Raw genomic sequence first — 21,016 nt, 5'->3', positions numbered from 1 at the left:
GGCGGCGCCGAACTCGCCGAACTCGCCCACGAACTCGAACAACTCGGCGGCCACGGCGACATCGTCAAGGAAGTCCAAGGCGAAGTGGCCGACGTCGATCAGGAAAGCCGCGGCCTCCACAGAGCACGCTGACGGCGTCAGCCCTCTGATCCGGCGCCGCGCCGGATAACCACAGATCAAATTTCACAAGCGGAACGGTTTGACCCCAATTCCCGTGGGAATCGGATGCCGCCCTTCTACCCAGATGGAGTAACCATGCACATGCTAATCGCCGGAACCTGGCGCGGTGCCGCCGACGGCCGGACCGAGGAAGTCCGGTCCCCCTTCGACGGCCGGACCATTGACACGGTCCCCGTCGCCACAGTCGAGGATGCCAAGGCCGCCCTCGACCGCGCCGAGATCGGCGCCCACCTGCAGCGGTCCACGCCGGCACACGAAAGGGTGGACATCCTCCTGCGGGCGGCAGCCTTGGCCGATGAACGTGCCGAGGACATTGCACAGACCATCAGTGCGGAAACCGGGAAGCCCATCACCGAAGCCCGGGGCGAGGCCAGCCGCTCCGGCAACATCATCCGCCTGGCCGCCTACGAAGGAAGCCAGCTGTACGGTTCCACCCTTCCCCTGGACGCCAACGCCGGCACCGGCCTGGACAAGATCGGTTTCACCCTCCGGCAACCGTGCGGCATCGTCGTGGCCATCACGCCGTTCAATTACCCCGCGTTGCTGGTGCTGCACAAGATCGCCCCGGCATTGGCGGCGGGCAATGCCGTGGTGCTGAAGCCGGCCCGCGCGACCCCGCTGACCGCTTTGAAGCTGGCCCAGTGCTTCGTCGACGCCGGCCTGCCGCCGGAGGCGCTGTCTGTCCTGACCGGCCCCGGCAGCACCCTGGGCGATGTGCTGGTCACCGATCCGCGGGTGCGGAAAGTGTCATTCACCGGGTCCACCGGCACCGGCACCCGCATCAGCAACATTGCCGGCGTGAAGAAGCTGTCCCTCGAACTGGGGGCCTCGTGCCCGGTCATCATCCTGCCGGACGCGGACATCGAACTTGCCGCCAGTGCCGTGGCAGCCGGAGGTTTCATCAACGCCGGCCAGGTCTGCATCTCGGTGCAGCGGGTCATCGTCGACCGCCGTGTCGAGGCTGACTTCCTGGACGCGCTCGTCCCGAAGGTCGAGGCGATCGCCGTGGGCAACCCCAAGGAAGACGACACCAGACTTGGCTCGCTGATCTCCGAGGAGGAAGCCTCTCGTGTCCACGCCTCGATCACCGAGGCCCGCCATTCCGGCGCCCGGGTTCTCACCGGTGGCGACCGCCACGGCGCCGTGGTGACTCCCGCCGTCGTCGCCGGCGTTGACCCGCGCTCTCCGCTGAGCCGTAACGAACTCTTCGGACCCGCCGTGGCCGTCTCCTCCGCCCATGACATCGAATCGGCGATCGCCTTGGCCAACGACAACGACTACGGGCTCGGCGCCGGGATCTTCACGAAGGACATCGCGGGAAGCATCCAGGCGATGCGACAGATCGACGCCGGAAATATCCACATCAACTGGACGCCCCTGTGGCGTGCCGACCTCATGCCCTATGGAGGACTCAAAGGCAGCGGCGTCGGCAAGGAAGGCGTCCGCTCCGCAGTGCAGGAAATGACCGAAGAAAAAACGGTCATTCTGCACGGACGCCCCTGGTAAACCCCCGACTACTGGAATAAGGCAATGACCACTAACCCGCAGACCATCCGACTGACCACCGCCCAGGCGGTCGTCAAGTACCTGTCCGTCCAACACTCCGTCGCCGACGGCGTCCGGCGCCGCCTCGTCCCCGCCGCCCTGGGAATCTTCGGGCACGGCAACGTCGCCGGCCTGGGCCAAGCCTTCGACGAGCTGGCCGATGACATGCCCTTCATCCAGGGCCGCCACGAACAGTACATGGCACATATTTCGACCGCATACGCCAAGGCGAGCCGCCGCCAGGCCGTCCTGGCCGTAACAGCCTCCATCGGTCCCGGCGCCCTGAACCTGGTCACCGCGGCGGGACTGGCAACCGTCAACCGGGTCCCGCTCCTGCTCCTGCCCGGCGACACGTATGCCACCCGCCATCAGGGCCCCGTCCTGCAGCAGCTCGAGCACCCGACCGAGGCGGACGCCACCGTCAACGACGCCTTCCGTCCCGTCTCCCGGTTCTTTGACCGCATCACCCGTCCCGAGCAGCTCCTGACCGCACTGCCGCAGGCCATGCGTGTCTTGACGAGCCCCACAGATACCGGTGCCGTCGTTTTGTCCCTGCCCCAGGATGTGCAGTCCCACGCCTACGATTTCCCGGCCGAATTCTTCGCCCCGCGGGACTGGAAGATCCGGCGCCCGCTTCCTGACCCGGCCGAAATCGAGGACGTGGCCGAGCTGATCCGGTCCGCGGACCGGCCGGTGATTATCGCCGGTGGCGGCATCCACTACTCCGATGCCCACGCGGCCCTTGAGCACTTGGCCGGCCAGGTAGGCATCCCGGTGGTCGAGACGTTCGGCGGCAAGGGTGCCGTCACGAAAGACGAATGGTGGCAGGTGGGCGGCGTCGGACTCGAAGGCAACTTCGCGTCCAACGCCCTGGTCAAGCAGGCCGATCTTGTCCTCAGCGTCGGAACACGCCTTACCGACTTTGCCACCGGCTCACAGTCCATCTTTGAAAACGCCAACGTCAAATTCGCGGCCCTGAACGTTGTGGACGCCGATACCCGCAAGCAAGGTGCCACCGGAATCCTCGCAGATGCCCGGCTCGGACTCGAGGCCCTGGCCCAGGCGCTGGAAGGACACAGCACCGCCGATTACTGGCAGGACACAGTCCAGACCGAGAAAGCCCGCTGGGCCCCCATCCGGACACAGTGGCTGGACGCCGACACCGCCTACAACGCCGAGGACCACCCGCATGCGCCGGTGACCGAGGCAGTGCTCACCCAGCCGCAGCTGATCGGGCTGATGCAGGAACATGCCCGTTCCGGCGACACCGTGATCGCGGCGGCCGGCGGGCCCCCGGGTGACCTGCAGAAGGTGTGGGACGCGACCGGGAACCGGCACTGCCACCTGGAGTTCGGCTTCTCCTGCATGGGCTACGAGATCGCCGCAGGCATGGGCGTCCGGCTGGCCGAAGGCAACAACGAGAACCGCGTTGTCACCTTCATCGGCGACGGGACCTTCCTGATGGCACCCACGGAAATCCTCACCGCAGCCCAGGAAGGCCTGAACGTCACCGTCATCGTCTCCGAAAACCACGGATACCAGGTCATCCACCGGCTGCAGATGAACCGCAGCGGACGGGAGTTCGGGAACGAATTCCGCTATCGCACCACCGGCGGCAGCGTCGCAGCAGAGGACGCCCCCAAGGCCAGGCTCGACGGCGACTACCTCAAGGTGGATCTCCGCCAGATCGCCGAAGGCCTGGGTGCCCTGGCCCTCCGGGCCACCACGGCCGCCGAGGTCCGCGAGGCCCTGTCCTCGACCAGGGACACCCAGGGCCAGGTCGTCATCGTGGTCCCCACCGTGCCTCACGTGGACCTGCCCGGCGGTGACGTCTGGTGGGACGTTGCTCCCGCGGAGGTGTCCGGCCAGGAATGGGTCAACACCCTCCGCGCCGAATACGAGCAGGCCCGGGGCCGCCAGCGGTGGTTCGGATGAGCAACAAACCACTGAACGCAGGGCCACTGAATGCAGGGCAGCTGCGCCGGCGTCTTTCCGAAGGCGAAGTCACGGTCGGGACCTTCGTGGGCATGGCATCGGCCGCCGCCGCCGAAGTCTGCGCAGCGGCAGGCGCCGACTGGGTGCTGATCGATCTTGAACACGGCGCCGGCGGTGAAGACGCGGTCCGGGACGGCGTAGTCGCGGCCGGAAGCTACGGCGTCCCGACGATCGTCCGGGTCGAATCCGGCGAACGCATCCGCATCGGGCGCGTCCTGGACCAGGGCGCGGCCGGGATCATGGTTCCCCGGCTGAACACCGTGGAACAGGCCACGGAATCGGTCCGGCACCTGCTGTATCCGCCCCGCGGAGACCGCGGCGTGGCCACCTACAACCGCGCCTGCCGCTGGGGCATGGACCGCCGGACCCTCACCCAACCGGGCCAGGAAGCACTCGGAATCATCCAGATCGAAACCCTGGAGGCACTGGAGTCCGTCGAAGAGATCGCCGCGCAGGACGGCGTCGACGTCCTCTTCGTCGGCCCGCTGGATCTCTCCTTCGCCCTGGGTGTCCCGCTGCAACTGGACAGCAATGTCTTCCAGGAGGCCCTGCAGCGCGTCGTCTCCGCGGCGCAGCTGCACAACAAGGCGGCAGGAATCCTGGCCGTGGACGGACCTGGGGCTGCCAAGTATGTCCGCCAGGGCTTCCGGTTCGTCGCCATCGGCTCCGACTCGACGATCATGGCGGCGGCGTTCCGCGATGCCTTCGCCACCGCCCGCAACTGACTACCAACACCAAGAAGAAAGGCAACAACGTGAGCCCAGAAACTCGCACCATCGGCGTCGGCCTCATCAGCGTCGGATGGATGGGAAAGCTCCACTCGCGCGCCTACCAAGCCGTACCGTACGTTTATCCCGAGCTCGGCCTGAAGACAAAGCTCGTCATCGCCGCCGACACCGAACCCAGCAGGGTCGACTTTGCCCGTGACGTTCTCGGCTACGCCGAGGGAACCGCCGACTACCACGATGTGCTCAACCATCCCGACGTCGACGTCGTCTCCATCTGCGCACCCAACTTCCTCCATGCCGAGATCGGCATCGCCGCCGCCAAAGCCGGGAAGCACTTTTGGATCGAGAAGCCGGTGGGACGCGGCTACGAAGAAACAGCAGCCGTGCAGGAAGCTGCAGTGGAGGCAGGAGTGCTGACCACCATCGGCTACAACTACCGGCACGCGCCCGCGGTGGAGCACGCACGCGAGCTCGTCGCCTCGGGGCGCCTGGGCCGGGTGACCAACGTCCGCGCCGTGTTCTTCTCCGGGTACGCCTCCGAGCCCAACGGGGCCCTTTCCTGGCGGTTCGACCGGAAACTCGCCGGCACCGGCGTGCTGGCCGATCTGTTCAGCCACGCCACCGACCTGTGCCAATATGTAGTCGGACCCATCGCCGAGGTCACTGCGCTCACCAGTACCGTCTACACGCAGCGGCCAAAGCTCGCCATGGGCTCGGCAACGCACTTCGCAGTGATCGAAAACGGGGAAATGGGAGAGGTTGAAAATGAGGACTACGCAGCAGCGTTGGTCCGCTTCGGCCCGTCCGCCCGCGGCGCAGGAGCCGTCGGCACCATCGAGTCGTCCCGCGTCGCCGTGGGCCCCGAATGCGGCTACCAGATCGAAGTCTACGGAACCGAAGGCTCGCTCAAATGGGACTTCGAGCGCATGAACGAGCTCAAGGTATGCCTGGGACGCAGCAACGACGAACAGGGCTACACCACCGTCAACGCCAGCCCCCGTTACGGCGACTACGCCCACTTCCAGCCCGGACCTGGCAACAGCATGGGCTTCGATGACCTCAAGATCATCGAGGCGAAAAAGTTCCTCGTCGCCATTGCGGGAGGCGCCCAGGAGAACTCCAACATCCATGATGCTGCCTCCGCGGCCGCGATCGTCAGCGCCGCCGAAGCTTCCTCGCTGTCCGGACAATGGCAGAAGATCGAGGAAATCCACGGCACCACTGCGGCGCGGGTCTGACCATGGCAACTGCATCCGCTCGGCGGCCAACGATCTTGGACGTGGCCGAACGCGCCGGCGTATCAAAGTCCTTGGTTTCACTCGTTCTGCGTGACTCTCCCCGGGTCAGCGCCGAACGCCGCCAGCGGGTGCTGGAAGTTGTGGAGGAGTTGGGCTACGAGCTCAACACGGCTGCCAGGTCGCTCGCAACCCGCAGCAACGGCACAATCGGCGTGCTGGTCAGCGACCTGCACAACCCGTGGGCCTTTGACGTCGTCGACGCCGCCCGGCCGGTTCTGGAAGAGGCCGGACACACCGTGCTCTTCAGCGCGGTCACGGCGTCGGCGGCGTCTGGCGGGGGAGTGGACCTGTCCATCCTCCAGGCCTTCCGCGATCTCCGGGTCGCCGGCCTCCTCGTGATCGGAACCGTCCCGGACAAGGCGCCGTTCAGCCGCGTTGTCTCGGGAGGAGCCGTCGTGTTCGCCGGAGGAGGCCCGGACTACATCGACACAGCCGACGTCGTCCGGAGCGACGACGCCTACGGCATCTCCATGGTGGTGGACCATCTGGTCGGACTGGGCCACGAACGCATCGCACATCTGGGCGGGCTGGGCGGTTCCGTCGGGGCTGCGCGTGTCAGCGGCTACACCGCCGCCATGGAAAGCCACGGACTCGGACGAAACATCCACGTTGTCGACGCCGACTTCTCCCAGGAGTCCGGGTACGTTGCCGCCCATCGGGCGCTCGGCGGGTCAGGCCGGCTGCGCCCCTCTGCCTTGGCTTGCATCAATGATCTGGCCGCCCTTGGAGCCATGACTGCAGCCGATGAACGCGGACTTCAGGTCGCGATCACCGGCTACGACAATATCTCCCTCGGCGCCATGCCCAGACTCGGGCTGACCACTGTCGATCCTGACAGCTCGAGAATCGGCGTCGCCGGGGCGACAACGCTCCTGCAGCGCATCCAGGACCACGACTTTGGCGGAGGCTTCGTCCACCAGCCCATCGTCCCCGAGCTGGTCATCCGCAAGTCCAGCCTGCTCGGCTTCTAACCACCTCACACCCATTTTGTCGCACCCGCGGGGCTTTCTAGCCCTGGCCGGAGTGCACACTCACATCTTCAAGGATGACGATGGCCCCGATAACCGCACCCCAAATAGTCGTAGCTCTTGGCAGCGTGGAGACCGGTCTGGTCGAACCGGTCCTGGCACCGCACCAGCAAATGATCCATCACCCCACGGACGAAGATCTCGCCCGGGCCGACGCCGCAATAGTCCGCGCCGCCTACCGGGTGGACCGTGAACTCCTCGACCGCATGCCCGCCCTGAAGGTGATCGCCAGGACCGGAGTCGGTACCGACCTCGTCGACGTCGCGGAGGCCAACCGCCGCGGCATCCCGGTGGTAATCACCCCCGGGAGCAACACCGCATCCGTCGCCGAAGGCGTCTTCGCCCATCTCCTCGCACTCGTCAAGCGGCTCCCGACGCTGACGTCCCTGGTCAGGGACGGCCGCTGGGAGGACCGGTCTGCTGTGAACGTCGGTGACCTCGAGGGATACACCCTGGGCATCATCGGATACGGCCGCATCGGACGCCGCGTCGCCCGAATCGCCGATGCCTTTGACCTCAATGTCCTGGCCTTTGACCCGTTCGCCGAGGTCCCGGCTGGGATCCGCTGCGAGACAGTGGAGGACCTGCTGGGCCGGAGTGATTTCGTCACCCTGCACGTGCCCCTGACACCGGAAAACCACAACCTCATCAACGCTGAGCGCATCGCACTGATGCCGTCCGGGGCCGTCCTCATCAACTGCAGCAGGGGCGGGCTCGTTGACCTGGACGCCGCCCACGATGCGCTTCTCAGCGGGCATCTGGCCGGTCTCGGACTGGACGTGTTTGATCCCGAACCCCCGGCACACCATCCCGTCTTTGACCACGGGAACGTTGTCCTCACCCCCCACCTGATGGGGTTCACCCGACAGGGGATGATCCACACCGTCCGCGATGCCGCCAAGGGCGCCGTCGACGTCCTGGCCGGCCGCACCCCCGCGGCGGTGGCCGCACCATGACGATCCATCACCATCAACCAACCGCTGCCGAATCCGCCCGCGGAAATCTAGAAAGGACCCCCACCCATGTCCGCTGACCGCCCCCTCAAGGTTGCACTCTTCGGATCCGGCCGCATCGGCCAGGTCCACGCCCGGAACATTGCTGACCACCCGGACCTGGAATTGGCATGGATCGCCGACCCGTTTATCAAGGGCGCACAGGCACTCGCCGCCACCACCGGGGCACAGGCCGTCGAAACCGCTGACGAGGTCTTCGCCAACCAGGATCTGGACGCCATCATCATCGGTTCGCCGACGAACACCCATGTCGACCTGATCTCCAGGGCCGTTGCTGCCGGCGTCGCCGCCCTGTGCGAAAAGCCCATCGATCTGGACATCGACCGCGTCCGCGCGTGCCGGGACCAGATCCGCGGCACCAAGACCCCGCTCATGCTCGGATTCAACCGTCGCTTCGACCCGAACTTCGCCGCCATTCGGGCACGGGTTGAGGCCGGCGAAATCGGACGCCTGGAACAGCTCACCATCATCAGCCGGGACCCCGCCCCCGCGCCGAAGGCGTACATCGCGACATCCGGCGGGATCTTCCGGGACCAGAGCATCCACGACCTCGACATGGCCCGGTTCTTTGTCCCGGACATCATCGAAGTTTCGGCCACCGGCTCGAACCTCTTCTGCGACTACATCGAAGAAGCCGGAGATTTCGATTCTGTCGTCATCAGCCTGCGCGGACGCGGAGGCGAGCTCATCACGATCACCAATTCCCGCCACAGCGCCTATGGCCACGACCAGCGGCTGGAAGCGTTCGGCAGCGACGGTCTGCTGACGGCCGGCAACATGACTCCGACCACGGTGCGCAAGTACAGCGCAGGAGGCACCGAAGAGTCCGATGCCTACCTGCCGTTCTTCCTGGAACGTTACGCCCAGGCTTACCGCAACGAACTGGACAGCTTCGTGCAGTCCATCCGCGGAGGTACCGCGTGCAGCCCCGGCTTCGACGACGGCGTGATGGCCCTCGTCCTGGCCAACGCGGCCGAAGAGTCCGCCAGGTCCGGCCGTGCCGTCAAAATCGGCGGGGAGTAACGAATGAACAGTCCACTTCTCAATGACAAGGTGGTCCTGGTCAGCGGCGGGACCCAGGGTCTGGGTGCCGGAATTGCCCGCCGGGCGGCAGCCGAGGGGGCCGCCGGAGTCGCAGTGACCGGACGCAACGCCGATGCTGGCGAAAAATTGGCCGGCGAGCTGACGAAGTCCGGCGTTGCGGCCCGCTTCATCAAGACCGACTTGGCAGACGTGGAACAGGCGAGGGCCTCGGTGCTGGAGACCATCTCCGTGTTCGGCCGGATCGACTGCGCCGTGAACGCCGCCGGCCTGACCACCCGCGGAACCATGCTGGACACCACCCCGGAGCTGTTCGACGAGCACATCGCCGTCAATCTGAAGTCGCCGTTCTTCATCATGGCCGAAACGATCAAGCACCTCCGGGAACGCGGAGCTCCCGGGAACATCGTGAACGTCATCTCTATCGCCGAGCTCGGGGGCCAGCCCTACCTGGCGCCCTACGTCGCGGCGAAGGCGGGGCTGGCCGGCGCAACCCGGAACGCGGCACATGCCCATCGCTGGGACAAGATCCGCATCAACGGCCTGGACATCGGCTGGACCGCCACCGACGGCGAAGCCGAGACCCAACGGAAGTTTCACGGCGCAGACGACGACTGGCTCGAAAAAGCCAACGCCTCTGTGCCCATGGGCAAGCTCGGACAAGTGGACGAGATCGCCGAATTTGTAGTCTTTCTCCTCTCCAGCAGGAGCGGAGTCGTCACCGGCTCGGTCATCGACTGGGATCAAAACGTCATCGGAGGATCAGATTGAGCACCATCACCAGCCGCCTTGCCGCCGCCCCCATTTCCTGGGGCGTGTGCGAAGTCCCCGGGTGGGGGCACCAACTGGAAGCAGACCGCGTCCTGTCCGAGATGACCGCACTGGGCATCACCGCCACCGAATTCGGCCCGGCAGGCTTCCTGCCCGAACAGGCAACCGAACGCGCGGAAGTCCTCAAACGGCACAACCTGCAGGCCATCGGAGGCTTCTTCCCCATCATCCTGCACGACCCCGCCAAGGACCCGATCAAGGCCGTTTCAGCAGAACTGGATGCCTATCAGGCGGCCGGTGCCAGCATCATGGTCCTGGCCGCCGAAACCGGCGTCGCCGGCTACGACCAGCGCCACGAGCTCGATGCCGAGGGCTGGAACCTGTTTGGCCGGAACCTTGACACCATCGTCAAGGCGGCCGCGGACCAGGGTATCCAGGCCGTCGTGCACCCACACGTGGGAACCATGATCGAGACAACGTCCGACGTCAACCGTGTCCTGAACGACACGGCCGCGAACCTGTGCCTGGACACCGGCCACCTCCTCATCGGCGGCACGGACCCCGGACAACTCGCCCGGGACTACGCCTCACGTATCGGCCACACCCACCTCAAAGACGTGCGCAGGGCCGTCGCCGAACGGGTTCAAAACGGTGAAATCTCCTACACCGACGGGGTCAAGACCGGAATGTACGTCCCGCTCGGACAGGGCGACGTCGGCATCGCTGGCATCGTCCGGAACCTCCTGGAAGCAGGGTACGGCGGCTGGTTCACGATGGAACAAGACACCATCCTGGAAACCGAACCTGCCGGCGAAGGCCCCGTGGCGGACGTCCGGCAGTCCGTGGCGTTCCTCCGGGACCTTGAAGCCGGGCTCACCACATGAGCGCGGTGCGCTGGGGCGTCCTCACCACCGCCCGTATCGCCCAGGACCGGTTCCTGCCGGCGATGCATAAGGCCCGCAACGCGGTCATCTCGGCGATCAGCAGCCCCAACGGGCGCGCCGCCGACGTCGCCGCCCGCTTTGACATCCCGGCCGCCTACGCCTCACACGAAGAGCTGCTGGCTGATCCGAGCATCGAGGCCGTCTACCTCCCCTTCCCCAACGGTCTCCATGCTGAATGGATCGTCGCAGCAGCCGAAGCCGGCAAGGACATCCTTTGCGAGAAGCCACTGGTCGGAAGCCTTGAAGACTACGCCCGCGTGGTCGAGGCCTGCGAGCGGAACGGCGTGAGCCTGATGGAAGCCTTCATGTACCGGTTCCACCCGCAGCACCAGAAAGTCCGTGAGTTCATGGACGCGGGCCGGATCGGCGATCTGGTCTCCATGCATGCCCGATTCCACTTCGTCATGGACCGCAGCCCGGGCGAGGTCCGGCTGCAGGCAGGTCTTGAGGGCGGTGCCGTCAATGACGTCGGGTGCTACGCCATCGACATCATGAACATGGTCATGGGGCGGGCCCCCGTGAGCGTCTACGCCAAAGGAACGAGCCCTACGGATCCCGTGGAGACCACCGTCGCCGCGATCCTTGACTACGACGGCGTCATTGGAACCGTGGATTGCGGTTTCGAAGGACCCCGGACGAACACCTTCCAGGTCATCGGCACCAAGGGGCACATCACGCTCGACCAGGCGTTCGACCCGGACCCCGGAGTCGCGGCACGGGTGACCGTTTCGCTCCGGGACGGCAGCACCGAGATCTTCGATGTCTCCGAAGACCCGTTCAAGGTCGAAATCGAACGGTTCAGCGTGTGGGCGCGCAGCTCCGGGCACGAGGTCGTGCATCGGGAACTCACAGAGCAGAACCTGGCCGTCCGTCTCGCCATCCACGAATCCCTCGCCACAGGCCTGCCCCGGAACGTCGAACCGGTGCACGCCGTCGAACACCACCTACTTCAGGAGCAATAACCATGACCGTCATCAACCACTTCATCAGCGGAGCCGAGGCAACAGGTAGCGGGACCGACACGAAGCCCGTCTACAACCCCGCCACCGGCGCCGTCTCCGCGGAGCTGCGGCTGGCCAACCGGGCCGACCTGGACGCGACCGTCGCCGCCGCCCGTGCCGCCGCCGATTCCTGGGGCGACACCTCCCTGGCCAAGCGCACCGCCGTGCTGTTCAAGTTCCGCGAACTCGTCGCCTCCCACGTGGACGAACTCGCCGAACTGATCACGGCCGAGCACGGCAAGGTCCTCTCCGACGCCAAGGGCGAGATCGGCCGCGGCCTGGAAGTCATCGAGTTCGCCTGCGGCATCCCGCAGCTGCTCAAGGGCGACTACTCGGACCAGGTCTCCACCGGCATCGATGTCTTCTCCTTCCGCGAGCCGCTCGGCGTCGTCGCCGGCATCACCCCGTTCAACTTCCCCGTCATGGTGCCGCTGTGGATGGCGCCGATGGCGATCGCCACCGGCAACGCCTTCATCCTCAAACCCTCCCACCGGGTTCCGTCAGCAGCGATGCTGCTGGCCAGGCTCTGGAAGCAGGCAGGACTGCCCGACGGCGTGTTCCAGGTCCTGCACGGCGACCGTGAGGTTGTCTCGGGCCTGCTGAACCACCCCGACGTGGACGGCATCTCCTTCGTGGGATCCACCCCTGTTGCAAAGCACATCCTTGAAGTGGCCACGGCTCACGGGAAGCGGGTCCAGGCCCTGGGCGGCGCGAAGAACCATGCGATCGTGCTGCCCGACGCCGATCTCGACAACGCTGCTGACCACCTCGCCGCCGCCGCCTTCGGCTCGGCCGGCCAACGGTGCATGGCCATCTCGGTCGCCGTCGCCGTCGGTGATGCCGCGGACCTGCTGGTCAAGAAGGTCGAAGAGCGCGCCCTGGCCGTCAAGGTCAAGAACGGCACGGAACCGGATGCCGACATGGGTCCGGTCATCAGCACGGATTCACGGGAATTCATTGTCAAGACCATCGCCGAAGCGGAAGCCGCAGGCGCGGCGATGGTGGTGGACGGCCGCGACCTCGTGGTCCCCGGCCACGAGGAGGGCTTCTGGGTCGGCCCCACCGTGATCGACCATGTCAAGACCGAAATGACCGCCTACACCGAGGAAATCTTCGGCCCCGTCCTGGTGGTGGTCCGGGTGGAGGACCTAGAGGAGGGCATCAAGCTGATCAATGCCAACCCCTACGGCAACGGCACCGCGATCTTCACGTCTTCCGGCGCCGCGGCCCGGAAATTCCAGCGGTCGGTGGACGTGGGCATGATCGGCATCAACGTCCCGCTGCCCGTGCCGGTGGCCTACTACTCCTTCGGCGGCTGGAAGGCCTCGCTGTTCGGCGACAAGCACATCTACGGCCCGGAAGGCGTCTCCTTCTACACCCGCGGCAAGGTGGTCACCTCCCGCTGGCCCGAGGCGGACCATGCGTCGGGCGCCTCGTACAACTTCCCCTCCAACTAGCGGTCGGGGCCCTGCACCCCGCGCCCAGCCGAATTCGCCGGAAAGCTGCGAACTCGCCGGAACGTTCCGGCGAGCCCGCAGGTTTCCGGCGAACTCGCCGGCTGGCTCAGGGCAGCTGGTAGCGGATACCCCAGCTGAGACGCCACGACTCGCCGGGGGCCAGCCAGCGCAGTCCCTCGCCGCTGTTCAAGGCATCGGCCGGAGCTGTCATCGGTTCCACCGCCACCGCTGCGACGAGGCCGCCGTCGGTGGGGAAAATGCTGGTCGTGAACGCCTGGACATAGCCAAAGGAGGCATCCATGAACAGTTGCACCTGCCTGCCGTCGGGGGCCTCCAGATAGTGGAGCGAGCCCCCATCCGGTTCCCGGCGGACGTCGCTCCAGGCGTCGTCGAGGGTGACGGCGCCGACGCGTTGCCCGGCCCGGAAATCGTGCCGGGTCCCGGGGACGGCGGTGGTGGCACCGGTCGGGTTCAGCCGTTCGTCGACCTCGATGTGGGTGTCGGCGTTGATGAACAGCGTCAGGTCCTCCGTGGGCACAGTGCCCAGCCTGAGGAAGGGGTGTGCCCCGACGGCGACCGGGGCGGTCTGGCTGCCCGTGTTCGTCAGGGTGTGGCTGACAAGAAGCCCGTCCTCTGTGAGCTGGTAGCGGACCGCCGTCGCGAGTTCAAAAGGGTAGCCCGGTGCGGGCATGACATCGGCAGCAAGGGTGATGCTGTCCGCCGTCCGGCCTGCGACACTGTACGCGGCGCCGGACAGCAGTCCGTGCAGAGCGTTGCCGTTGCCGGGCTCCGTGATCTCCAGTTGCTGCGGGACGCCGTTGTAGCTCCACTTTCCGCCAGCCACCCTGTTGGGCCACGGCACCAGGACCCAGCCAGCGCACGACGGCGGTCCGGACCAGGCGGGGTAATCCTGCAGGAGGGCGACGCCGTCGATTTCGAGAGCCCGCAGGCTGGCGGCGACTTCCGTCACGACGGCTCGTTGGCGCCGGCCTCCTCGAGTGGCCCGCAGTTCGTATTGCTCACCCATCGGTGACATGGACTTGTTCTGCATGGTCTTGTTTTGCACAGTCAGCCTGTCGGCGAGGTGGGTGCGGGCACGGCGCCGGTGGCTGTGCCGAGGCCCGCGGGATCCGCCAGGAACTGTGCGAAGGCCAGCTCCGCAGCCCCGATCATCATCAGATCGGAACCGAGCGCCGCACGGTAGATTTTGACCTGTCCCGCGGGGCCGTCCATGGCCTGCGACAGCAGCGTGCCGTTCAATGACGTCGGCGCGAGCGCGTGCAGCGTCCCCAGGAATCCGTCCAGGACGATTGCCTCGGGGTTGAAGATGTTCACGGCATTGCGCAGGGCTATGCCCAGATACAAAAGCTGGCGGGCGACTTCGTCGTTCACCTCAGCACTGCTGCTGTTCGCGAGGGCTTTTTCGAGATCCGCAGTGTCGCCGCGGGTCAAGCCGGCCAGTTCAAGCAGGCGGGACTGTGAGACTTCGGTTTCCAGGCAGCCCGTGGCACCGCAATGGCAGGTCTTGCCTCCAGTGCGGACGAAGGTGTGGCCGAGTTCCCCTGCGTACCCGGAGGCACCCCGGAGCAGTTGTCCCTCGGCGATGATCCCGCCGCCAATGCCGCTGGCGCCGCCGTTGAGGTAGATCAGGTTCCCCTGCCCGGCGCCCGCCCCGAAAATCAGCTCAGCCTCGGCGCCCAGGGAGGCGTCGTTGGCCGCTTGGCACGGGTAGCCGGTGGCCTCGCGCAGCATCCGGGCTACGGGCTCATTGCGCCAGCCCAAGTGCGGTGCATGCCGCACGACGCCGTCGTCGCGGTTGACCAGGCCGGGCACGGCCATGCCAATGCCGGTGATCCGGTATGAGGCATCCAGCTCGGAGCGCATACCGGCAATAACAGCCGATGCGATATTCACCGCCTCCCGGGCGCTCGGTATCCGTTCGGTTTCGAAACGGATCTTCTTCTGCACCTTCCCGCCGAGGCTGACCAGGCCGATGGTGACAGCATCGATCTCCGGGTTGACGGCCAAGGCCGCAACCGACGGGCTGGGATGGACTTCCGGGCTGGGCCTGCCCACCTGCCCCTCGCCGGCGGGCGCCGTTTCATAGACCAGGCCCAGGGCGACGAGCTGCCCGATCAGGGTCCCGACCGTGGAGCGGTTCAGCCCCGTGTGCCGGGTCAGCTGGGCGCGGCTGAGGACTCCGTGGTGATGGACGAGGGAGGTCAGCAGCGACAGATTGTTCCGGCGTGACGGATCCGGCTCGCTCGCCGTGGCGGAAGCATGGGTACGTGGAGGCATCATCGTGAGACTATCAGCGGCCGAACACGGTGCGGTCCAGGAATGCGTTGCGGAACTTTCCGGCCGGATCCAGCCGGCCGGCCAGCGCGGTGAAGTCGGCGAAGCGCGGGTACAGCGGGGCGAGGCCGGCGGCGCCGGCGTGGAAGAGTTTGCCCCAGTGCGGCCGGGCTCCGAACGGGGCCAGCTCGGCTTCCAGGAGCGGCAGGATTTCCCTGACTGCCGGTTCGTCCTGGCGCCAGGTGAAATGCAGGCCTATTCCGTCCCGGCCGTAGTTGGGGCTGAGCCACAGCTCATCGGCCGCGATGGTTCGGATTTCCCCGACCAGGAGCAGGGGAGTGACCACGCTGGAGAGCCTGCGCATCGTGCGGATGGCCTCCACGGCATGCTCCCGCGGGATCAGGTATTCGCTCTGCAGCTCGTCGCCCTTGCTGGGCGTGAACTCCATCCTGAAGTGGGCAAGCCTGTCGGACCACGGCCCGGGAACGCCGAGCTGCTGGGTGCAGTTGCTTCCGGACACTCCGGGAAGCGGGTGCCGGGCTTGGGTGGCCGGCCTGCCGGAGAAGAATTCCGGCAGGCCGGCGGGCAGCACGGCCCGGTCCGTGCGGTTCTTGAGCCACGCCTGGCCCACGGTCGCCCCGCTCCAGTCGGTGAAGAGGCTCACGCTGTAGGCCGAGGACGTCAGGGCATCGAAACTATCCAGGACCTGGTCCCAGTCGAGGCCCTCAAAGACACTCTGGGCAACCCCGAAGGTGGGCTCGATATCGAGGGTCAGGCGGCTGACGATGCCCAGCGCGCCCAGCCCCACCACCATGCCGGCGAATTCGGGGTCGCCGCGGCGGGCCGTGACCAGCGTGCCATCGGCACTGACCAGTTCAAGCGCCGCCACGGCCGTGGCGAGATTGCCGTTGCCGTCGCCGGAGCCATGCGTGGCGGTGGCAACGGCTCCCGCCACCGAGATGTGCGGCAGCGAAGCGAGGTTGTGCAGGGCGAAGCCGTGACGCTGGAGTTCCGCCGCGAGCGTCCCGTAGCGCGTACCGCCGTTAACGGTGACCGTCATGTTCTGCGTGTCGACGCTGATGCCGGCGTCGAGCGTGTCCAGCACCACCAGAGTGCCGGAGGTGTCGGCGATGTCGTTGAAGGAGTGGCGGGACCCCAGGGCGCGGACCTTCCCGGCTCCGGCGACCAATTCCTGAAGTTCCGCCACGCTGGCCGGATGGGCTATCTGCTGTGCCTGGTAGCCGTAATTCCCCGCCCAGTTGCGTTCGGTCACCATCTGATCGATCACGGTTGAATCCTTCACTCCGGAGCCTCTTCGCGTATGGGTTTGCCTGTGTTTTGGCCTATGCGTGCCTCGTTGGGGCTCATCCGCCCACGATTTGCTGTTATTCACAACATAACAGCCGCATTGGCATCCTGCCACGGAATACGGCGACGAACCGGTGGAATTTCCTCAGGGTCTTCTTCGCCGTGTGGTTGACACCACAGAAATCCATAATATGTTTGTGTCTAGAACAATTCATTCTAGACCCCGGCAGCACATCTACCCCTCGGAGCATTCAATGACGATTCAGCCCACCCGTGATGACAAGTTTTCCTTCGGCCTCTGGACGGTCGGCTGGGAGGCCCAGGACCAGTTCGGCTCCGCCACCCGCCCGCCGCTGGACACGGTCGAAGCCGTCAACCGGCTCAGCGACCTCGGCGCCTACGGCATCACCTTCCACGACAACGACCTCTTTCCCTTCGGCTGCTCCGCCGCTGACCGCCAGCGCGAAATCGACCGGCTGACGGGCGCGCTGAAGGCCACCGGAATGATCGTGCCGATGGTCACCACCAACCTGTTCAGCCACCCCGTCTTCAAGGACGGCGGCTTCACCAGCAACGACCGCGGCGTCCGGCGCTTCGCCCTGCGCAAGGTGCTGGAGAACATCGACCTCGCCGCCGAGCTGGGTGCGGAAACCTTTGTCATGTGGGGAGGCCGCGAAGGCAGCGAATACGACGCCGCGAAGGACATCCGCGGTGCCCTGGAACGCTACCGCGAAGCCGTGAACCTGCTGGGCGACTACGTCACGGACAAGGGCTACAACATCCGGTTCGCCATTGAGCCCAAGCCCAACGAACCCCGCGGCGACATTCTGCTGCCCACCCTGGGCCACGCCCTGGCGTTCATCGAAACCCTCGAGCGCCCCGAACTGGTGGGCATCAACCCCGAGACCGGGCACGAGCAGATGGCCGGCCTGAACTTCACGCACGGGATCGCCCAGGCGCTCTACCAGGGCAAACTTTTCCACATCGATCTCAACGGCCAGCGCAGCATCAAGTTCGACCAGGACCTGGTGTTCGGCCATGGCGATCTGCAGAACGCCTTCTCCCTGGTGGACCTGCTCGAAAACGGCGGCCCCGACGGCGGCCCCGCGTACACCGGTCCGCGCCACTTCGACTACAAGCCCAGCCGCACCGAGGACATCGACGGCGTGTGGGACTCCGCCGCCGCCAACATGCAGACCTACCTGCTACTCAAGGAACGCGCCAAGGCCTTCCGCGCCGACCCCGAGGTCCAGGCGGCGCTCCAGGCCTCGCGCGTTGCGGAAATCAACGAACCCACGCTGAACCCGGGCGAAGGCTACGAGCAACTGCGCGCCGACCGTGCCTCCTACGAGGACTTCGACGTCGACGCGTACTTCGGCGGCAAGGGCTTCGGCTTCGTGAAGCTGCAGCAGCTCTTTATCGAGCACCTGCTCGGCGCCCGCTGATCCCGTGACGGCTGCTCCCATGACACTCGTTGCCGGCGTCGACTCCTCCACCCAAAGCTGCAAGGTGGTGGTCTTGGACGCCGGCAGCGGCACGCTGGTCCGCGAGGGCCGGGCCGCCCACCCGGACGGCACGGAAGTGCACCCCGACCATTGGTGGCGGGCTTTGTCCGCAGCCTTCGACGACGCCGGCGGGCTGGCCGACGTCAGCGCGCTCTCGGTGGGGGGCCAGCAGCACGGCATGGTGCTGCTGGATCACGCCGGTGAGGTGGTGCGGCCGGCGCTGCTGTGGAATGACACGCGATCGGCAGGGGCTGCGGGCGCGCTTACCGACGAAGTGGGGGCGGAGGACTTTGCCCGAAGGACCGGGCTGGTCCCGGTGGCCTCCTTCACTATCACTAAGGTCCGCTGGGTACGGGACAACGAGCCGGAACTGGCGGACCGGGTGGCGGCCGTCGTGCTGCCCCATGACTGGCTGACCTGGCGGCTCCGCGGTTACGGCCCGGCGGACTCCAGCCCGCTGGGCCCGGACCTGGACCAGCTCACGACAGACCGCTCGGATGCCAGCGGAACGGGCTATTGGAGCCCCTCGTCCGGGGAGTACGACCTTGACCTGTTCAAACTGGCCTTCGGCCGGGACGCCAGGGAAGCCGCCGGCAACGCCGGGCCGTGTGACCCAGGAACCGTGGTCCTGCCCCGGGTTCTTGGCCCCGGCGACTCCGCCGGAGCGATCCACCCCGGCTGCTTCGGACCCGGCACGGCAGCGTCGGGGCCCCGGATCCTGCTGGGCGCCGGTGCCGGGGACAACGCCGCCGCCGCCCTGGGACTGGGGGCGCAGCCCGGAGACGTGGTGGTGTCCGTGGGCACCAGCGGGACCGTGTTCTCGGTGGCGTCCCGGGCCGTCGCCGATCCCAGCGGAACGGTGGCCGGTTTCGCGGACGCCAGCGGCGAGTACCTGCCCATTGCCGTCACGCTGAATGCGGCACGGGTGCTCAGCTCCGTGGCCGGCATCCTGGGCGTGGACTTCGATGAACTTTCACGGCTTGCCCTGGACGCCGAACCCGGCGCCGGGGGCGTGGTGCTGGTGCCGTACTTCGAAGGCGAGCGCACGCCCAACCTGCCCCACGCCAAGGCCAGCTTCCACGGGCTCAGCATTGCTTCCAGCACGCGGAGCAACCTTGCCCGGGCAGCCATCGAAGGCATGCTGTGCGGACTGTCCGGCGGGCTGGATTCCCTGCGGGCCCAAGGCGGCGCGGCAACACGTCTCCTCCTGATCGGCGGTGCCGTGCAGAACCCAGCGGTGCAGGCCATCGCGGCCCAGGTCTTCGATCTGCCGGTCGTGATCCCCAGTCCCGGGGAATACGTGGCCCGTGGCGCGGCCGTTCAGGCGGCCTGGGCACACGATGGGAACCGCCCGCAATGGTCGGTTGCGGTGAACGCAGCACCGGAGCCGGACTTCCAGCCGGCCATCCGGCAGAATTACCTGAGGGCAAGCAGTCACATTGATCCCGGCAACTGAGCCCCTGCTTACGGGAACTCCGCTGCTTGCCTCGGCCGCCAGGATCCGCTCCGCCTCCGGCAAGCCTGTCCGCTGGGGAGCTGGCAGCTAGTGCGGCGAGGACTAGTTCCGCTGCATCTCCGGATCCGGATTCCCGGCGGCAGGAGGCGCCGTCGATTCCCGGACCACAAGGTGGGTGGCGAGTTCCACTCGACGCGAGTCGAGCTCTTCGCCGTTGGCCTGCCGGAGGACTGCGCGCAGGGCGGCGCGGCCCATCTCCTGCAGCGGCTGCGTCACGGTGGTCAAGGCGGGGATGGACTGCTCCGCCTGGTAGGTGCCGTCGAAGCCCACCAGGCTCAGGTCCTCGGGGATCCGCAACCCGTGCCGCCGCGCTTCGGCCAGGACGCCGAGGCCGATGCTGTCACTCCCCGCGAAAATGGCGCTCGGGGGCTCGGGGAGGGCCATGAGCGCCTTGAGCCCGTGGATTCCGTGTTCGGGGCGGAATTTGTCCAGCATGACGTAGTCGGACTGCACCTGGACCCCGCCGGCCATGAGTGCGGCCATGTAGCCATGGAGGCGCGCCTGGTTGCATTCGGCCGATTCCGGTCCGCCGAGGTAGGCGATCCTCCGGTGGCCGAGTCCGAGCAGGTGCTCCGTAGCTTCCTTCCCGCCCGCCCAGTTGGTTGCCCCCACGCTGACAACCTCCGACGGCGGCGGGTTGAGCGGATCGATCACAACCACCGGGATGTGCCGCCGGCGGAAGGCGCTCAATTGGGCCGTACTGAAGCCGGACGTCACCACAATCAAGCCGAGCCGGCCTTCATCCACGATGCGTTGGGCCCGCCGCTCCGGACTGAGCGTCATGGCCGCCGCGTGCCCGGTCACATCGATCAGGACTTGGATGTCCATGGAGGCGGCTTGCTCAAGCACTCCGTTCAGCACCTCGACGGCGTACGCGGAGTACAGCGAGTCGAACACCACTTCCACGATCGCGGTCCGGCCCTCGGCATGTTTGCGCTGGTGCGTGGACTGGTAGCCCAGCTGCTCAAGTGCCGCCAGGACCTTGGCGCGCGTGCTCTCGGCAACGTCCTCCCGTCCGTTGATGACCTTGGAGACCGTGGGTGAGGAGACGCCGGCCTCCCGGGCGACGGCGGCAAGCGTGGGCCTGCCGGAACCCTGGACTATTGACACGATGACTCCTGTACTTTCGAAATATTTCGATACCGAGAAGTCTTGCCTTGATTATCTGATGCGTCAAGCCTATTCGGCCCACTTGAACCAAGGTTTCGAATTACGCTCTTGACTGTGACTGTTGTCACCACTACTTTAGTTTCAGAAGTCACAAACTTTTACGAAACTTTTCGAAGCTTTGCTTCACCCATCAGCAGCGGCAGCGCAGCCTTCCTCGTGAGGGTTGGCTGCCACTCCCACAACCGGGCCATCAGCGCAGAACCCGGAGGACGAATGGAACC

Annotated in this window: 17 protein-coding genes; 13 read left to right on the top strand and 4 right to left on the bottom strand. The window is 66.5% G+C overall.

Features of this window, described 5'->3' with window-relative positions; genetic code table 11:
- Positions 1–255: 255 nt before the first annotated feature.
- The 11 genes from ACFRJ8_RS22385 to ACFRJ8_RS22335 all read left to right on the top strand — a co-directional run bounded on the left by ACFRJ8_RS22385 (position 256) and on the right by ACFRJ8_RS22335 (position 13,001).
- Positions 256–1,686 carry an aldehyde dehydrogenase family protein gene (locus tag ACFRJ8_RS22385; RefSeq protein ID WP_377988562.1) on the top strand — a complete coding sequence of 477 codons (1,431 nt, stop codon included), beginning with the start codon at positions 256–258 and terminating at the stop codon, positions 1,684–1,686.
- 24 nt (positions 1,687–1,710) lie between these two features.
- On the top strand, positions 1,711–3,660 hold the full coding sequence (gene iolD / locus ACFRJ8_RS22380) for a 3D-(3,5/4)-trihydroxycyclohexane-1,2-dione acylhydrolase (decyclizing) (protein ID WP_377988561.1): 1,950 nt from the start codon (positions 1,711–1,713) through the stop codon (positions 3,658–3,660).
- Entirely contained in the window at positions 3,657–4,445 is a 789-nt protein-coding gene (locus ACFRJ8_RS22375) for an HpcH/HpaI aldolase/citrate lyase family protein (RefSeq protein WP_377988560.1), read from the top strand. Before iolD ends, ACFRJ8_RS22375 begins: the two co-directional genes overlap by 4 nt.
- 29 nt (positions 4,446–4,474) lie before the next feature.
- Positions 4,475–5,686 (top strand): Gfo/Idh/MocA family protein, encoded by a 1,212-nt coding sequence (locus ACFRJ8_RS22370; RefSeq protein ID WP_377988559.1) that lies wholly within the window; start codon positions 4,475–4,477, stop codon positions 5,684–5,686.
- A 41-nt stretch (positions 5,687–5,727) separates the two neighbouring features.
- Complete coding sequence (locus ACFRJ8_RS22365) at positions 5,728–6,717, top strand: LacI family DNA-binding transcriptional regulator (protein ID WP_377988558.1); 990 nt, start codon at positions 5,728–5,730, stop codon at positions 6,715–6,717.
- 80 nt (positions 6,718–6,797) lie between these two features.
- Positions 6,798–7,730: a hydroxyacid dehydrogenase gene (locus ACFRJ8_RS22360; RefSeq protein ID WP_377988557.1), complete on the top strand. Its 933-nt coding sequence runs from the start codon at positions 6,798–6,800 to the stop codon at positions 7,728–7,730.
- 66 nt (positions 7,731–7,796) lie between these two features.
- Positions 7,797–8,810, top strand: a complete 1,014-nt coding sequence (iolG, locus tag ACFRJ8_RS22355; protein ID WP_377988556.1) for an inositol 2-dehydrogenase — start codon at positions 7,797–7,799, stop codon at positions 8,808–8,810.
- Positions 8,811–8,813: 3 nt separating this feature from the next.
- Positions 8,814–9,599: an SDR family oxidoreductase gene (locus tag ACFRJ8_RS22350; protein WP_377988555.1), complete on the top strand. Its 786-nt coding sequence runs from the start codon at positions 8,814–8,816 to the stop codon at positions 9,597–9,599.
- On the top strand, positions 9,596–10,483 hold the full coding sequence (locus ACFRJ8_RS22345; protein ID WP_377988554.1) for a sugar phosphate isomerase/epimerase family protein: 888 nt from the start codon (positions 9,596–9,598) through the stop codon (positions 10,481–10,483). The genes ACFRJ8_RS22350 and ACFRJ8_RS22345 overlap by 4 nt, the downstream gene beginning before the upstream one ends.
- On the top strand, positions 10,480–11,505 hold the full coding sequence (locus ACFRJ8_RS22340) for a Gfo/Idh/MocA family protein (protein ID WP_377988553.1): 1,026 nt from the start codon (positions 10,480–10,482) through the stop codon (positions 11,503–11,505). Before ACFRJ8_RS22345 ends, ACFRJ8_RS22340 begins: the two co-directional genes overlap by 4 nt.
- 2 nt (positions 11,506–11,507) lie before the next feature.
- On the top strand, positions 11,508–13,001 hold the full coding sequence (locus ACFRJ8_RS22335) for a CoA-acylating methylmalonate-semialdehyde dehydrogenase (protein WP_377988552.1): 1,494 nt from the start codon (positions 11,508–11,510) through the stop codon (positions 12,999–13,001).
- A gap of 106 nt (positions 13,002–13,107) precedes the next feature.
- Here the strand turns inward: ACFRJ8_RS22335 and ACFRJ8_RS22330 are convergent, their stop codons facing one another.
- Genes ACFRJ8_RS22330 through ACFRJ8_RS22320 form a run of 3 tightly spaced genes read right to left on the bottom strand, consistent with a single transcriptional unit; the run spans position 13,108 to position 16,572 of the window.
- Positions 13,108–14,052, bottom strand: a complete 945-nt coding sequence (locus ACFRJ8_RS22330) for an aldose 1-epimerase family protein (protein ID WP_377988551.1) — start codon at positions 14,050–14,052, stop codon at positions 13,108–13,110.
- Positions 14,053–14,069: 17 nt separating this feature from the next.
- The gene (locus ACFRJ8_RS22325; RefSeq protein WP_377988550.1) at positions 14,070–15,302 is read right to left on the bottom strand and encodes an ROK family protein; all 1,233 of its coding nucleotides are present in this window, start codon (positions 15,300–15,302) and stop codon (positions 14,070–14,072) included.
- A 10-nt stretch (positions 15,303–15,312) separates the two neighbouring features.
- Positions 15,313–16,572: an FAD-binding protein gene (locus ACFRJ8_RS22320; protein ID WP_377988564.1), complete on the bottom strand. Its 1,260-nt coding sequence runs from the start codon at positions 16,570–16,572 to the stop codon at positions 15,313–15,315.
- 286 nt (positions 16,573–16,858) lie between these two features.
- On the opposite strand from ACFRJ8_RS22320, the gene xylA reads away from it, so the two are divergent.
- Positions 16,859–18,049 (top strand): xylose isomerase, encoded by a 1,191-nt coding sequence (xylA, locus tag ACFRJ8_RS22315; protein ID WP_377988549.1) that lies wholly within the window; start codon positions 16,859–16,861, stop codon positions 18,047–18,049.
- A gap of 19 nt (positions 18,050–18,068) precedes the next feature.
- Positions 18,069–19,565 (top strand): xylulokinase, encoded by a 1,497-nt coding sequence (locus ACFRJ8_RS22310; protein ID WP_377988548.1) that lies wholly within the window; start codon positions 18,069–18,071, stop codon positions 19,563–19,565.
- 102 nt (positions 19,566–19,667) lie between these two features.
- On the opposite strand, the gene ACFRJ8_RS22305 is transcribed toward ACFRJ8_RS22310, so the two are convergent.
- On the bottom strand, positions 19,668–20,738 hold the full coding sequence (locus tag ACFRJ8_RS22305; RefSeq protein ID WP_377988563.1) for a LacI family DNA-binding transcriptional regulator: 1,071 nt from the start codon (positions 20,736–20,738) through the stop codon (positions 19,668–19,670).
- Positions 20,739–21,016: the final 278 nt, after the last annotated feature.

The sequence above is a fragment of the Arthrobacter sp. NPDC056886 genome (assembly GCF_042788715.1).
In the GTDB taxonomy this organism is placed as follows: Bacteria; Actinomycetota; Actinomycetes; order Actinomycetales; family Micrococcaceae; genus Arthrobacter.
This window is presented reverse-complemented; position numbering and strand designations above follow the sequence as displayed.

Excerpts from the sequence above, each read along its gene's own strand:
- ACFRJ8_RS22385 (WP_377988562.1), top strand. The coding sequence starts at position 256 with ATGCACATGCTAATCGCCGGAACCTGGCGCGGTGCCGCCGACGGCCGG.
- ACFRJ8_RS22330 (WP_377988551.1), bottom strand. The coding sequence starts at position 14,052 with ATGCAGAACAAGTCCATGTCACCGATGGGTGAGCAATACGAACTGCGG.
- ACFRJ8_RS22350 (WP_377988555.1), top strand. The coding sequence starts at position 8,814 with ATGAACAGTCCACTTCTCAATGACAAGGTGGTCCTGGTCAGCGGCGGG.
- ACFRJ8_RS22310 (WP_377988548.1), top strand. The coding sequence starts at position 18,069 with ATGACACTCGTTGCCGGCGTCGACTCCTCCACCCAAAGCTGCAAGGTG.
- ACFRJ8_RS22340 (WP_377988553.1), top strand. The coding sequence starts at position 10,480 with ATGAGCGCGGTGCGCTGGGGCGTCCTCACCACCGCCCGTATCGCCCAG.
- ACFRJ8_RS22375 (WP_377988560.1), top strand. The coding sequence starts at position 3,657 with ATGAGCAACAAACCACTGAACGCAGGGCCACTGAATGCAGGGCAGCTG.
- iolG (WP_377988556.1), top strand. The coding sequence starts at position 7,797 with ATGTCCGCTGACCGCCCCCTCAAGGTTGCACTCTTCGGATCCGGCCGC.
- ACFRJ8_RS22335 (WP_377988552.1), top strand. The coding sequence starts at position 11,508 with ATGACCGTCATCAACCACTTCATCAGCGGAGCCGAGGCAACAGGTAGC.
- ACFRJ8_RS22360 (WP_377988557.1), top strand. The coding sequence starts at position 6,798 with ATGGCCCCGATAACCGCACCCCAAATAGTCGTAGCTCTTGGCAGCGTG.
- iolD (WP_377988561.1), top strand. The coding sequence starts at position 1,711 with ATGACCACTAACCCGCAGACCATCCGACTGACCACCGCCCAGGCGGTC.
- ACFRJ8_RS22320 (WP_377988564.1), bottom strand. The coding sequence starts at position 16,572 with ATGGTGACCGAACGCAACTGGGCGGGGAATTACGGCTACCAGGCACAG.
- ACFRJ8_RS22325 (WP_377988550.1), bottom strand. The coding sequence starts at position 15,302 with ATGATGCCTCCACGTACCCATGCTTCCGCCACGGCGAGCGAGCCGGAT.
- xylA (WP_377988549.1), top strand. The coding sequence starts at position 16,859 with ATGACGATTCAGCCCACCCGTGATGACAAGTTTTCCTTCGGCCTCTGG.